Raw genomic sequence first — 13,604 nt, 5'->3', positions numbered from 1 at the left:
GGCGGAGCCGCAGACCAACACAGCCCCGCGCCCCTGAAAGACGTCGTGGCCGGCCACGCCCACACGGCGGAGCCGTAGATCAACGCAGCCCGTTGCCCTGGAGCGCCGGGCTCTCCAGTTCGTGGCGGAGGTCGTCCAGTTCGTTGCCGCCCGCCATTTGGCGGGTCAGTTCGTCCAGGGTGATCTCTTCTCGGGTGTGGTTGCCGACCATGGTGCCGCGCTTGAGGAGGACGAAGCGGTTGCCTACGAGGTACGCGTGGTGGGGGTTGTGGGTGATCAGAACAACACCCAGGCCCGCGTCACGTGCGGCGGCCACATACTTGAGGACCACTCCGGACTGTTTGACGCCCAGCGCCGCGGTGGGCTCGTCGAGGACGAGGACCTTGGCGCCGAAGTGGACGGCACGGGCGATCGCCACGCACTGGCGCTCACCGCCCGAGAGGGTGCCGATGGGCTGGTCGACGTCCCGCAGGTCGATGCCCATGCGCAGGAGTTCCGCGTGGGTCGTGCGGCGCATGAGGTCGACGTCCAGGCGCTTGAAGGGTCCGTATCCCTTGCGGGGTTCGGACCCGAGGAAGAAGTTCCGCCAGACCGGCATCAGGGGGACCACGGCGAGGTCCTGGTAGACCGTGGCGATACCCCGGTCCAGCGCCTCCCGCGGGGACGCCGGGCGGGCGTCCTCACCCTCGATGCGGAAGGTGCCCGCGTCGTGCTGGTGGAGCCCCGCGATGATCTTGATCAGGGTCGACTTGCCGGCGCCGTTGTCACCCAGGACGCAGGTGATCTCCCCCGCGTGGACCGACAGCGAGACGCCCTCCAGGGCGCGGATGTTGCCGTAGTACTTACTGACGTCGTCGAGCTCCACCAGGGGCGTGCGCCCGGCGGACGTCGTCGTGGCGGGCTGCGTCATGCCGTGGCCTCCGCGCGCTTGCGGACCCAGGCGTTCAGCAGGGTCGCGAGGAGCAGCATCGCTCCCAGGAAGAACTTGAACCAGTCGGGATTCCACTCGGCGAACACGATGCCCTTGTCGGTCATGCCGAAGATCAGCGCGCCGACCGCCGAGCCGACCGCGGAACCGTAGCCGCCGGTGATCAGACAGCCGCCGATGACGGCCGCGATGATGTACGTCAGCTCCTTGCCGACGCCCTCTCCCGACTGGACCGCGTCGAAGGAGAAGAGCAGGTGCTGTCCGGCGATCCAGGCGGCGAAGGACACCCCCATGTAGAGGCCGATTTTGGTCGCGGTGACGGGCACGCCCACCGCGCGGGCCGCTTCCTTTCCGCCACCGACCGCGAAGATCCAGTTGCCGACGCGGGTGCGCAGCAGGATCCAGGAGGCGAGGGCCACCAGGCCCAGCCACCACAAAATGGTGACCTTGAAGTCGACGCCGCCGACGGTGAGCACGGACGCGAAGAGCGCCTTGGCGGAGGCGAAGCCCTCCATGTCGGCGATCGACTTCGTGGAGACGGTGCCGCTGATCAGCTTGGTGAAGCCGAGGTTCATCCCGGTCAGCATGAGGAAGGTGCCGAGCGTGATGATGAAGCTGGGCAGCTTGGTGCGGGTCAACATGAACCCGTTGAAGAAGCCGATCGCGAGGGTGACCAGCAGCGACACTCCCACGCCCACCCAGACGTTCGCGGTCAGCTGGTAGCTGAACATCGACGAGATCAGCGCGGACGACGTCACCATGACGCCCGCGGACAGGTCGAACTCGCCGCCGATCATCAGCAGGGCGACGGGCACCGCCATGATGCCGATCGTGGAGGCCGCGTACAGCACGGTGGTGAGCCCCGCGGCCCGTACGAAACCGTCCGCGACCAGCGCGAAGAAGAGGAAGACGGCGAGCGCGCCGACCACCGAGCCGAGTTCGGGGCGGCCGAGCAGCCTGCGCAGTGGCGAGGTCCTGATGAGCCGTTCGTCCGCCGTGGGAGCCGTCGCCGTCATCGGGTGCCCCGCTCCGCGTACTGCTTCAGCTCGGCGGCCTGGTCCTTGGTGATGATCTGCGGCCCGGTGAGGACGGGCCGTCCGCCGCCGAGCGTGTCGGCGTTGTACCGGTACAGCCAGAGCAGGTCCACGGCCTCGTACCCCTGGAGGTACGGCTGCTGGTCGACGGCGAAGCCGAGGGTGCCGTCCTTGAGCGAGGCGGCGACCTTGGCGTTCAGGTCGAAGGTGTCGATCTCGGCCTTGCTGCCCGCGTCCTCCTTGGCCTTGACCGCGGTGTCCGCGTAGGGCGCGCCGAGGGTGACGACGGCGTCGACCGACGGGTCGGCCTGGAGCTTGGCGCCGATGGAGGACTGGACGGCCGACATGTCGGTGCCCTCGACATAGATGTTCCGCACGGTGCCGTCGAAGGTCTTCTTCACGCCCGCGCAGCGCTGCTCGTGGCCGACATTGCCCTGTTCGTGGAGGACGCAGAGGGCCGTTTCCCGGCCACGCCTGTTCAGCTCGTCGCCGACGGCCTCGCCGGCGATCGTCTCGTCCTGGCCGACATGGGTGAGCGCGCCGAACTCCTTGGACTTCTCGGACCCCGAGTTCACGGTGATCACGGGGATGCCTGCCTTCACGGCCCGCGCGACCGCGCTCTTCATGGCGTCGGGCTTGGCGAGCGTGACGACGATGCCGTCGACGCCCTTGTCCACGGCGGCGTCCACGAGCTGCGCCTGCTGCTGTCCCTCGTCGTCGTGGGAGTACAGGAACTTGATGTTGTCCTTGTCGGCGGCTTGCTGGGCGCCGCTCTGGACGATGTCCCAGAAGGTGTCGCCGTCACCCGAGTGGGTGATCATCGCGACGGTCCAGCGTGGCGTGCTCACCGCGCCCCCGCCCTGGGCCGACGCCGCTTTGCGGGCGTCCTCGGCGCGCTTGCCGCCGGTGCTGCTGCACCCGGCCAGGGATGCGCCCAGCGCCCCTGCCACCGCGATGCTGACCCAGGTCCGAAACCGTGCCACGAGGCCGTGCCCTTCTTGATATCCGATACATGGAACAACCAAGTATCGGATACGGAGTGAAGGATTCCGGACAGCGGGGCCGTCGGCACCGTCGCGTGAGCACGTGCGGGAGGCATGCGGGAGGCATGCGGGGAGCCGTCCGGAGGCGGCGCCGGGGCTCGTGGAGTCGTACCTGCTCAGGGGCGTACGAGCAGCTGGAACTCGAAGGAGTAGCGCGAGGCGCGGTAGGTGTGGGAGCCGAATTCGACGGAGCGGCCCGTGTCGTCGAAGGTGGTGCGCTGCATGGTGAGCAAGGGGGCGCCCGCGGACTCGTCGAGGCGCTCGGCCTCCACGGCGGTGGCGGCCCGGGCGCCGACGGACTGGCGGGCGCTGTGCAGCGTGATGCCCGCGACGCGCATCAGCCGGTACAGACCGGTGGCCTCCAGCTGCGCGCTGTCGAGGTCGAGCAGGCCGGGCGGCAGGTGGTTGCAGAGGTACGCCATCGGGTCGCCGTGGGCCAGCCGCAGCCGCTCCACCCGGTGCACCTCACTGCCCTCCGCCACCGACAGGGCCGCCGCCACCTCGGCCGTCGCCGGGACGACGGTGTTGACGAGGACGCGGGTCGCCGGACGCTGGCCGGCCGCCTCCAGGTCGTCATAGAGGCTGCTGAGTTCCAGGGGGCGCTTGACCTGGCTGTGGACGACCTGGGTGCCGACACCCCGGCGGCGTACGAGGAGGCCCTTGTCCACCAGTGACTGGATGGCCTGTCGCACCGTGGGCCGGGACAGACCGAGACGTCCGGCGAGCTCGATCTCGTTGCCCAGCAGGCTGCCCGGGGTCAGGGCACCGCGCTCGATCGCCGCTTCGAGCTGCTGGGCCAGCTGGAAGTACAGCGGGACCGGGCTGTTCCGGTCGACGCTGAGCTGGAGCGGCGCGGTCGGATCCACATCTGGTTTGGGCACGGGCCCGAGCGTAGCTCCGGTGCATGTTGACGGGAAGTTGTGAGGTTCGATTGTCCGGACAAAGAGTTGACAGGGTGTAGGATCCGCCCTCAACTTTGTCCCATGCGCATCGGACTCATCGGGACGGGTCGTATCGGTACATTTCATGCGACCGCCCTCAGCCGCCACCGCGAGGTGGGCGGCTCCCTCATCGTCACGGACGCGGATCCCGCACGAGCACGCCGGCTCGCGGACCGCTTAGGTGCCACCGCGGCACCCGGCGTGGACGAGATCTTCACCTGGGGTGTGGACGCCGTGGTCATCACCGCGGCCACCTCGGCACACGGCGAACTGATCGGTCGGGCAGCCCGCGCCGGACTGCCCGTGTTCTGCGAGAAGCCCATCGCCCTCGACCTGACAGGTACTCTCACGGCCATCGCGGAGGTCGAGGCCGCCGGAACGATCCTGCAGATGGGCTTCCAGCGGCGCTTCGACTCCGGTTACGCGGCGGCGCGGGAGGTGGTGCGGTCGGGGCAGCTCGGCCGTCTGCACACCGTGCGCGCGATGACCTCGGACCAGTCGCCGCCGCCGGCCGCGCATCTGCCGCTCTCCGGCGGGCTGTACCGGGACACGCTCGTGCACGACTTCGACATGCTGCGGTGGGTCACCGGGCGTGAGATCACCGAGGTCTACGCGATGGGGTCGGACGCCGGGCCGGCGATGTTCCGCGAGGCGGGCGACATCGACACGGCGGCGGCCGTCCTCACACTGGACGACGGCACGCTCGCGACGGCTACGGCGACGCGGCTGAACGGTGCCGGTTACGACGTACGCATGGAGCTGGCCGGGGAGCTGGACCAGATCGGGGTCGGGCTCGACGACCGTACGCCGATCGCCTCCACCGAACCGGCGGGGCCGCCTGCCGCGACCAAGCCGTGGACGGGGTTCCTGGAGCGGTTCGGGCCCGCGTACGAGGCGGAGCTGCACGCGTTCGTCGAGGTGGTGCGGGGGGAGCGGGCGAATCCGTGCGACGGGCGTGAGGCATTGCACGCGTTGCGGGTCGCGGAGGCGTGTGAGTTGTCGCGGCGCGGGCGCCGGTCGGTTCGGCTGTCGGAGATCCCGGGCGGACGGGACTGACCGGCCGTCGGCGGAGGGTGGGGTGCGTGGCCGGCTGCGGGTGGGTGCGTGGTCGGCTGCGGCACCGTCGTGGCCGGCCGCGCAGTTCCCCGCGCCCCTGAAGAACGGGGCTGCGCCCCAGTCCTCCGCCCTGAAGGGGCGCGGGGAACCGCGCGGCCGACCCCCACCGGGCCGCACCCGGCGAACATGCCGTCAGCAGGCGCCGCCTTCGTGTTTCAGGGGCGCGGGGAACTGCGCTGTCAGCGGTCGTCGGTCTCCAAGAGACCCGCGTCGTAGGTCAGCAGGGCGATCTGGACGCGGTTGTTGAGGTCGAGTTTCGCCAGGATTCGGGAGACGTGCGTCTTGACCGTGGCCACGCTCATGAACAGGCCGGCCGCGATCTCCGCGTTCGAGCCGCCCCGCCCGACCGCCACGGCGACCTCGCGTTCGCGGTCGTTCAGCGCGGCGACGCGCGTACGCGCACTCGCACGCCGCGTGTCGGGCGCCCCGCCCGCGGCGTGTTCCATCAACTGCCGGGTCACGGCAGGCGACAGCACGGGATCGCCCGCCGCGACCCGGCGCACCGCGTGCAGGATGTCCGCGGGCGGGGTGTCCTTGAGGACGAAGCCGGCCGCGCCCGCGCGCAGCGCCCGCAGCACCTGTTCGTCGGCGTGGAAGGTGGTGAGGACGATGACCTGGGGAGCCTCCTTGCGCCCCCTGAGCCGTTCCGTGGCGACCAGCCCGTCCACCGTCGGCATCCTGATGTCCATCAGGACGACGTCGGGGCGCGTGCGGTCGACGAGGGCCTCGACCTCGCTGCCGTCGGCGGCCTCCCCCACGATCTCCAGGTCTTCGGCGCCGCCCAGCATGAAGGAGAGGCCGGCTCTGACCAGCGGGTCGTCGTCGACGAGAAGGAGACGGATCGGATTCATGGGCCCACCGTAGTGACCGTCATCGCCAGGGCAGCCACGCGTGCACCAGGAAGCCGCCGTCCCCTTCGGGGCCGTGTTCCAGGTGCCCGCCCGCGAGTACGGCCCGCTCGGTGAGGCCGATGAGCCCCTGACGGGAGCCCGGGACATGAGGGACGTCGCCGGGCGGCGGCGGGTTGCGTACGGAGATGGTGAGACCCGCGCCCGGGGCCCCGGCCACGGTGACCGTGACCTCCGCGCCGGGGGCGTGCTTCCGGGCGTTGGTCAGGCACTCCTGGGCGATGCGGTACGTGGTGCGGCCCACCGAGGCGGGGACGGTCGCCGCGTCGACGACCCGGTTGTCGAGCGTGACCTTCATGTCGGCGTCACGGCTCTCGGAGACCAGCCCCTCCAGGGCGCCGAACGTCGGCTGCGGCCGCCCGGACTCGTCGGCGTCGTCCCCGGCCGCCCGGAGGACCCCGATGATCTCGCGCAGGTCCTGAAGGGCCTCGTGCGCGCTCTCACGGATCACCCCGGCGGCCCGCGCGACCTCGGCCCAGGGGGCGTCCGGGCGGATCTCCAGCGCCCCGGCGTGCACGCTGAGCAGGGTCAGCCGGTGGGCGAGGACGTCGTGCATCTCGCGCGCGATCGCCTCCCGGGCCAGCCGCTGGGCCTGCTCGGCGCGCAGCGCCGCCTCGGTCTCGGCACGCCGCGCCCGGTCGCGCAGGCTCAGCATGAGCTGCCGCTTGGAGCGCGCGAGCATGCCCCAGCCGACCACCGCACCGGTCAGCAGCACACCGAGACCGACGACTGCCAGGTACGGGAGGTCGGAGTCGGGGCGCCACCAGGAGAAGAAGGGGAGCAGCGCGAGCTGCGCGCCACCCGTCCAGGCGACGTACTTGAAGGGGCGGTGCACGGCGAGTGTGAACAGGGCGACCAGCCCCGCGCCGCCCGCGGTGTTGGAGACGAAGCAGACCGGCACCATCGCGACGGCGAGGCCGACCGGCCAGCGCCGCCGGAGCCAGACGGCCGCGCAGGCGACCGCGCCGAGCACCTGGTCGACGACCTCCACCGCGTACGGGATGTTCGGGTCGCCGTCCGTCTGGTCCGCGCCGAGCAGGCCCACCCCGACGGCGATCAGGAAACAGGCGAAGTCGACGGCCCAGTCCCGCGCGGTGCGCCGGGGGCGTCCCTTGCGGCCGGTGTTCTCCGGGTCCAGCTCCGAGGTGACGGCCGACGGCAGAAACCACCGGCGCACCGGGGGGTTCGGGGGTTTCGGCAGCGGCGCGATATCACTCACAGTCGGCAATCTACGCATCGATGCCCGCCGGTGCCGCCCCCGTCGCCCGGTCCGCTACCAAAGTCGGGGACACCTCAGACTTTCGGCGCGATCCCGGGTGTCGTTCCACCACTTCCGCCGTGCGCGGCGCGACCCGCGGCCGATGAATCCGCCGTGGCCGCGGGGCGAGCATCCTCGTATGAAGCAGGTTCTTGAGTTTCTCGGTGTGATCGCCCTCCTGCAGGGCGGGGTCGGCCTGGTGCACGAGTTCACCGGCTGGCTGCGTGGCTGGGGCCTCGTACAGAGGCTCGACCTCCTCGACGGCCGCGAGATCTACGGGAGTGTCGCGTTGCTCGTGCTGTCGTTCGCGCTGTTCGCGGCGGCCGAGAGCCAGAAGTCCGGCTGAGGGGCCCTGGTCCGAGCGGTGACGGGGGTGACAGGGGGTGCGCCGGTGAGTTCCGTGTCCGTTCGCCGCCAGCGTTCAGGGAGCGTGGCCGCTGGGATGGACCCATGACTTCAGAGACGACTGATCAGACCTCGGAGACGACCACTCGGACCGGCGGGAGTTCCCGGCCGACCGCCCGGCCGACGCTCGGCGGGACCGTGGCCCTCGTGACCGGCGGCAGCCGCGGGATCGGCGCGGCGACCGCCGTGCGGCTCGCCGCGGAGGGTGCCGATGTGGCGTTCACGTATGTGCGCGACAAGGACGCGGCGGACGTGGTCGCGGGCCGCATCCGGGCGCTGGGGCGGCGGGCGCTCGCGCTGCGCGCGGATTCCGGCGACGCGGGAGAGGCGGCGGGGGCCGTACACCGTGCCGCGGAGGAGTTCGGCGGCCTCGACGTCCTGGTGAACAACGCGGGCGTCGGGTTGCTCGGGCCGCTGGAGAGCCTCTCCCTCGCCGACATCGACCGGGTGCTCGCCGTGAACGTACGCGGTGTCCTCCTCGCCTCCCAGGCGGCGGCGGGGCGGATGGGGCGTGGCGGGCGGATCATCACCATCGGGTCGTGCATGACGCAGCGGGTGCCGGGGGGTGGGGGCACGTTGTACGCCACCGGGAAGTCCGCGCTCATCGGGCTGACCAGGGCGCTCGCCCGGGAGTTGGGTGGGCGGGGGATCACGGCGAACATCGTTCACCCGGGGCCGGTGGACACCGATATGAATCCGGCGGACGGGGCCCATGCGGCGGGGCAGGCTGCGATGACCGCGGTGGGGCGGTTCGGGACGGCCGCCGAGGTGGCTTCCGCGGTGGCCTATCTGGCGGGGGGTGAGGCCGGGTATGTGACGGGGGCGGAGTTCTCGGTGGACGGGGGGCATGCCGCCTGATGCGGCCGGGAGTTGTTCGCCCCCGCCGCCCTTACCCGTTCCCGTCCCTGCCCTGGGGGCTCCGCCCCCAGACCCCCTGACGCGCTGACGCGCTCGTCCTCAAACGCCGGACGGGCTGAAGGGGAACGGCGCCACCAGCCCGTCCGCCGCCTGCGGGCCGCGGGTTCGGGGGCCGCCCCCGAGGGACTGCCGCCTACCCGCCCAGCTCCCGGTGTCGGGCCGTCAAAGCCGCCGCCCCCTCCTCCGTCAGCGCCCCGAACAGCCGCAGGCGCGATATCCCGCCGTCCGGATAGATGTCCACGCGCGCGTGCGTGCCGACGACCGGGGCGGCGAGGACGAAACGGTGGTTCGTGTCGGGCTGGAGGCGGGTCCGGGGCAGGGCCTCCCGCCAGTCGCCGTCCGAGCCGTCGCGGACGGAGACCGATGCCCAGCCCGCCGAGTTGCCCTTCAGATACGCCGTGTCGATCTCGATCGCGCGGATCTCGGACCGTGCGACGAGCTGGTAGCGGATCCAGTCGTTGCCCCGGTCGCGCCGCCGCCGCGTCTCCCAGCCGTCGTCCATCTTGTGGGAACGACCCGGCTGGATGGTGTTGGTGGGGGACGAGTAGAAGCGGTTGGAGGCGTCCTCGACGTGGCCGCCGTTCTCCAGGGCGACCACGTCGAAGGTGCCGAGGACGGACAGCCATCGCGGATCCGGGACGACCTCGCCGTATACGCGGAGGCGCGCGATGCCGCCGTCCGGGTGCTGCTTGACGCGGAGGTGGGTGATGCGCTGCTCCACCCCGACGGCGAACCCGTTGGCAGCGTGGCCGCCGACCTCCGTACGGGGTACGAGGGTTGTCCACTTGACGTCGTCCGCGAGGAGGTCCTCGGGGGACGGGGAGCCGGGTACCGAGGTCCCTTCGACGGAGACGGCCTGCGGGTAGTTGCCGCGGAAGTGGGCGGTGTCGACGACGATCCCGTGTACGACTCCGGGGGCGCCGAGGCGTACGAGCGCCCAGTCGTGGTCGTCGGCGGTGGGCCACGGGTGGTCGGCGGAGGCACCGCGTCGGCGGCGGGTCTCCCAGCCGTCCATGACCTTGCCCTTGTGCCCGAAGCGCTCGGGGTCGAACTCGGCCGGCTCGGGCAGCAGCAGGTTCTCGCGGTGGGCGAAGAACTCGTCGTTGGCGGCCACGACCGCGGCGCCGAGCTGCCGGTCCGCGAGGTTGGCGTACCGGGTGAAGGGGAAGTCGGCGGTGCGGTGGTCCGCGTACGGGTCACCGCCTCCATAGGGGTTCGCGTCGCCGGTGAAACGAGCCGAAGAGGGCTGCTGCTCGGTCACGTGATCAGGTCTTCCTTCCGGGGTCGGCCGCCGCTCGGTGCGGGGCGGTTCGTGGGCGTCGGTGTGTGATTACCTCCGGCGGGACAGGAGTTGACCGGCCGGGCCGGTGAACTCGCCCTCGGACATCACGCGTCGGCCGCGCAGCCAGGTGGAGCGGACCACGCCGTACAGGGTCCGGCCCGCGTACGCGGTGACACGGTTACGGTGCTGGAGCGCCGCCGGATCGACGGTGAACGTCTCGTCGGGCGCGAGGACCGCGAAGTCGGCGTCGCGGCCCGCCTCGATGGCGCCCTTGCGGTCGTCGAGGCCGACAAGTTCCGCCGTGCTCGAAGACATCCAGCGGACCACGTCCTCCAGGCCGTGCCCGCGTGTGCGGGCCTCCGTCCAGACGGCCGACAGGCTGAGCTGGAGCCCGGAGATGCCGCCCCACGCGGTCGCGAAGTCGTCGGTCTTCAGGTCGGCCGTCGACGGCGAGTGGTCGGTGACCACGCAGTCGATCGTCCCGTCGGCCAGCGCCTGCCACAGGAGGTCCTGGTTCGCGGCCTCGCGGATGGGCGGGCAGCACTTGAACTCGCTTGCCCCGTCCGGGACTTCCTCGGCGGTGAGCGTCAGATAGTGCGGACAGGTCTCCGCCGTGACCCGTACGCCCTCGCGTTTGGCGGCGGCGATCAGCGGGAGCGCGTCGCTGGACGACAGGTGCAGTACGTGGACGCGGGCGTCGAGGCGCCCGGCCTGGGCGATGACGTTCGCGATGGCGGTGTCCTCCGCGTCGCGCGGTCGCGAGGCCAGGAAGTCGGCGTACCTGCGGCCGCTCCGCTGCGGGGCCGCCGCCAGGTGGTGCGGGTCCTCGGCGTGGACGATCAGCAGTCCGCCGAAGCCTGCGATCTCCGCGAGGGACTGGGCGAGTCGGTCCTGGTCCAGCTCGGGGAACTCGTCCACCCCGGAGGGCGACAGGAACGCCTTGAAGCCGAAGACGCCCGCGTCGTGCAGCGGCCGCAGGTCCTTCACGTTGTCGGGCAGGGCGCCGCCCCAGAACCCGATGTCGATGTGCGCCTTGGCACGGGCCACGTCCCGCTTGGTACGGAGGTGGTCGACCGTCGTGGTGGGCGGCAGGGAGTTGAGGGGCATGTCGACCAGGGTCGTGATGCCGCCCGCCGCGGCGGCACGCGTGGCGGTCCAGAAGCCCTCCCACTCCGTGCGGCCGGGATCGTTGACGTGGACGTGGGTGTCGACGAGCCCGGGCAGCAGGACGTCGTCACCGAAGTCCTCCAGCCGGGCCCCGGCGGGCACCTCGGCGTCGTGCGCGAGCACGGCCGTGATCCTTCCCGAGGAGACAGCGACCGAGGCCGCGCGCGTCCCTTCGGGAGTGATGACGCGCGTCGAGCGCAGAACCAGTTCGACCAAGCCGTCCTCGGACACCGGGACCCCTTTCATGCCGGACGTCTCCTTCCCGGCGTCTCCCGCCGCCGTTAACTTCCACGTAACGGAATTCAACGTTCTGTTGAAGGAGTCTTCACTCCGTACCCGATGCCGTCAAGGGTCGGCCTCGACCCTCGCCCCACGACTGCGGCTACACGCGACGCCCTCTAGACGTTTCCGCCATACGGAAATATACTTCCGTGCAGCAGAATCTAGCCACGGGCAGCCCCGCAGTCAACCAACTGCCGGGTAGGCTTCCCACCTGCCTGCCCGTCTGAAAGGACCGCGCCCGTGCCGACGTCCAGCGCCAGCGACGCCTCCGCCGAGGTCGCCACCAAGCCGGCCGCCGCCGGCGGTGGCGTCCAGTCCCTAGAGCGCGCCTTCGACCTGCTGGAGCGGATGGCGGACGCGGGCGGCGAGGTCGGACTGAGCGAGCTCTCCGCGAGCAGCGGGCTGCCGCTGCCCACCATCCACCGCCTCATGCGCACGCTCGTGGTCTGCGGTTATGTACGTCAGCAGACCAATCGGCGCTACGCGCTCGGCCCCCGCCTGATCCGTCTCGGCGAGTCGGCGTCCCGGCTGCTCGGCACCTGGGCCCGCCCCTATCTGGCCCGCCTGGTCGAGGAGACCGGCGAGACGGCGAACATGGCCCTGCTCGACGGCGACGAGATCGTGTACGTGGCACAGGTGCCGTCGAAGCACTCCATGCGGATGTTCACCGAGGTGGGCCGCCGGGTGCTGCCGCACTCCACCGGCGTCGGCAAGGCCCTGCTGGCCCACGTCCCGGCCGACGAGGTACGCGCCCTGCTGTCCCGTACGGGCATGCCCGCCGCGACGGACAAGACCATCACTACACCGGACGGCTTCCTCGGCGCGCTCGAAGAGGTGCGCCGCGCCGGTTACGCGGTGGACGACAACGAGCAGGAGATCGGGGTCCGCTGTCTCGCGGTCTCCGTGCCCAACTCCCCCACCGCCGCGGCGATTTCGATCTCCGGGCCGGCCGGCCGCGTCACGGAGACGGCCACCGAGCGGATCGTGCCCGTACTGCAGCAGGTCGCGGTGGAACTCTCGGAGGCACTGGCCAGCTCGGGCCCGGCGGCCTGAGCGGCCCCCGCCCGACCACACGGTCCCCGCTCCACGACCCGGCCCCCGCCCACCACGCGAGGCCCAACCAGCCTGCCCCGCGCGGGAATTACCGGCGCGGCGGCTCTCCGAAGAGTTCGACCGCGCTGCGTACCGCGGCGAGCCCGGTGGCCAGCGCGCTGACCGAGCCGATGGAACCGGCGACCAGCAGGAGCGAGCGACGCAGGCACGGGATCTCCGGGATCCCGCCGACGGCCATCGCGGCGAGCGCGGCGAGTTCGTCCTCCGCGATGCCGCGATCGGGGAACTCGGCCGGGAGCGCGGCGAGTTCGCGGCGCAGCCTGGACACAGCGGTCCGTAACTCCGCCACTCTCGGATCCTCGTCCCTGCCGGTCACCGACCTCTGTCCCGAGCTCCGCAACACAGCTCTCCCCCTGGCCCGCCGCCCGCCTTCCGGCGCACGGCCCCGTCTCTCCCGCCCGATCGCCCCGAGGCGCCGGTCGGGCGCCGGGGACGCGGGCAAGTAAACGCCACCCGGTGCGGTGGACGCCACCGCACGGACCGAAATTCAGACCCCGGACATCCCGATCCCGCCCGCGGGTCAGGTATGCAGGAGGAATGACGGACAACGACGGCCAGGTGGCCGGACTGCTGCTCGCCGCGGGCGGCGGCCGACGCCTCGGCGGACGGCCCAAGGCGCTGCTCGAACACCGCGGACGCCCGCTGGTGGAGTACGCGGCCGGGGTGCTGCGCGAGGCCGGCTGCACCCGCGTCCATGTGGTGCTGGGGGCGGAGGCCGACGCCGTACGGGAGCGGGCCGACCTCCCCGGATGCGTGCTGGTGGACAACCCGGACTGGGAGGAGGGCATGGGGTCCTCCCTGCGGGCCGGGCTGGAGTCCCTGCGGGGCACGGGGGCCCGGGCCGCCCTGGTGTCGCTGGTCGACCAGCCGGGCATCGGACCGGAGGCCACGGCCCGGCTGCTGGCCGCCCACCGCTCACCCGCGACGCTCGCCTCGGCCTCGTACGGGGGGAAGCGCGGCCACCCCGTCCTGCTCGGCGCCGACCACTGGGCGGGCATCGCCGCGACTGCGACCGGCGACCAGGGGGCACGCGCCTATCTGAGGACGCACGCGGACGCGATCACTCTCGTCGAGTGCGCGGACGTGGCGCGGCCCTACGACATCGACACGGTGGCGGACCTCGCCCGGTACCTACAGTGAGCGAGGTGGCACTGAGCGCCGCCTTGTCTCGATCCGGAGAGTCTCGACGTCAACAAAACATTGAACTTC

General features: G+C 71.6%; 14 protein-coding genes. 5 read left to right on the top strand and 9 right to left on the bottom strand.

Translation table 11 applies throughout. From position 1 onward, the window contains the following. Positions 1–79 precede the first annotated feature (79 nt). The 4 genes from ACH4DZ_RS20010 to ACH4DZ_RS19995 form a co-directional block, all read right to left on the bottom strand. A complete protein-coding gene (locus ACH4DZ_RS20010) occupies positions 80–910 on the bottom strand; it encodes an ATP-binding cassette domain-containing protein (protein ID WP_398288523.1) in 831 nt (276 codons plus the stop codon). Beyond that, positions 907–1,944, bottom strand: coding sequence for an ABC transporter permease (locus ACH4DZ_RS20005; protein WP_398288522.1), 1,038 nt, complete (start codon positions 1,942–1,944; stop codon positions 907–909). Before ACH4DZ_RS20005 ends, ACH4DZ_RS20010 begins: the two co-directional genes overlap by 4 nt. Beyond that, positions 1,941–2,945, bottom strand: coding sequence for a sugar ABC transporter substrate-binding protein (locus tag ACH4DZ_RS20000; protein WP_398288520.1), 1,005 nt, complete (start codon positions 2,943–2,945; stop codon positions 1,941–1,943). The genes ACH4DZ_RS20005 and ACH4DZ_RS20000 overlap by 4 nt, the downstream gene beginning before the upstream one ends. A 176-nt stretch (positions 2,946–3,121) precedes the next feature. Then, positions 3,122–3,871 carry a GntR family transcriptional regulator gene (locus ACH4DZ_RS19995; RefSeq protein ID WP_398288746.1) on the bottom strand — a complete coding sequence of 250 codons (750 nt, stop codon included), beginning with the start codon at positions 3,869–3,871 and terminating at the stop codon, positions 3,122–3,124. A 117-nt stretch (positions 3,872–3,988) separates the two neighbouring features. On the opposite strand from ACH4DZ_RS19995, the gene ACH4DZ_RS19990 reads away from it, so the two are divergent. Continuing rightward, positions 3,989–5,002 carry a Gfo/Idh/MocA family oxidoreductase gene (locus tag ACH4DZ_RS19990; protein ID WP_398288519.1) on the top strand — a complete coding sequence of 338 codons (1,014 nt, stop codon included), beginning with the start codon at positions 3,989–3,991 and terminating at the stop codon, positions 5,000–5,002. A 239-nt stretch (positions 5,003–5,241) separates the two neighbouring features. Here the strand turns inward: ACH4DZ_RS19990 and ACH4DZ_RS19985 are convergent, their stop codons facing one another. Then, positions 5,242–5,913 carry a response regulator gene (locus ACH4DZ_RS19985; RefSeq protein ID WP_398288518.1) on the bottom strand — a complete coding sequence of 224 codons (672 nt, stop codon included), beginning with the start codon at positions 5,911–5,913 and terminating at the stop codon, positions 5,242–5,244. A gap of 19 nt (positions 5,914–5,932) precedes the next feature. Then, entirely contained in the window at positions 5,933–7,207 is a 1,275-nt protein-coding gene (locus ACH4DZ_RS19980) for a sensor histidine kinase (protein WP_398288517.1), read from the bottom strand. A gap of 160 nt (positions 7,208–7,367) precedes the next feature. Here ACH4DZ_RS19980 and ACH4DZ_RS19975 point away from each other — a divergent pair, with 160 nt between their 5' ends. Further along, positions 7,368–7,574, top strand: a complete 207-nt coding sequence (locus ACH4DZ_RS19975) for a hypothetical protein (protein ID WP_398288516.1) — start codon at positions 7,368–7,370, stop codon at positions 7,572–7,574. A gap of 104 nt (positions 7,575–7,678) precedes the next feature. Next, positions 7,679–8,491 carry an SDR family oxidoreductase gene (locus ACH4DZ_RS19970; RefSeq protein ID WP_398288515.1) on the top strand — a complete coding sequence of 271 codons (813 nt, stop codon included), beginning with the start codon at positions 7,679–7,681 and terminating at the stop codon, positions 8,489–8,491. Positions 8,492–8,684: 193 nt separating this feature from the next. Here ACH4DZ_RS19970 and alc read toward each other — a convergent pair whose 3' ends face one another. Then, complete coding sequence (gene alc, locus ACH4DZ_RS19965) at positions 8,685–9,812, bottom strand: allantoicase (RefSeq protein WP_398288513.1); 1,128 nt, start codon at positions 9,810–9,812, stop codon at positions 8,685–8,687. A gap of 69 nt (positions 9,813–9,881) precedes the next feature. Continuing rightward, positions 9,882–11,246, bottom strand: a complete 1,365-nt coding sequence (gene allB / locus ACH4DZ_RS19960; RefSeq protein ID WP_398288511.1) for an allantoinase AllB — start codon at positions 11,244–11,246, stop codon at positions 9,882–9,884. Positions 11,247–11,522: 276 nt separating this feature from the next. Here allB and ACH4DZ_RS19955 point away from each other — a divergent pair, with 276 nt between their 5' ends. Then, on the top strand, positions 11,523–12,335 hold the full coding sequence (locus tag ACH4DZ_RS19955) for an IclR family transcriptional regulator (RefSeq protein WP_398288510.1): 813 nt from the start codon (positions 11,523–11,525) through the stop codon (positions 12,333–12,335). A gap of 88 nt (positions 12,336–12,423) precedes the next feature. Here ACH4DZ_RS19955 and ACH4DZ_RS19950 read toward each other — a convergent pair whose 3' ends face one another. Continuing rightward, positions 12,424–12,738, bottom strand: coding sequence for a DUF5955 family protein (locus ACH4DZ_RS19950; RefSeq protein WP_398288509.1), 315 nt, complete (start codon positions 12,736–12,738; stop codon positions 12,424–12,426). A gap of 194 nt (positions 12,739–12,932) precedes the next feature. Between ACH4DZ_RS19950 and ACH4DZ_RS19945 the strand changes: the two genes are divergently transcribed. Next, a complete protein-coding gene (locus ACH4DZ_RS19945) occupies positions 12,933–13,535 on the top strand; it encodes an NTP transferase domain-containing protein (protein ID WP_398288507.1) in 603 nt (200 codons plus the stop codon). Positions 13,536–13,604 lie beyond the last annotated feature (69 nt).

Origin of the sequence: Streptomyces sp. NPDC017991 (assembly GCF_044328075.1) — a bacterium.
GTDB lineage: Bacteria > Actinomycetota > Actinomycetes > Streptomycetales > Streptomycetaceae > Streptomyces.
This window is presented reverse-complemented; position numbering and strand designations above follow the sequence as displayed.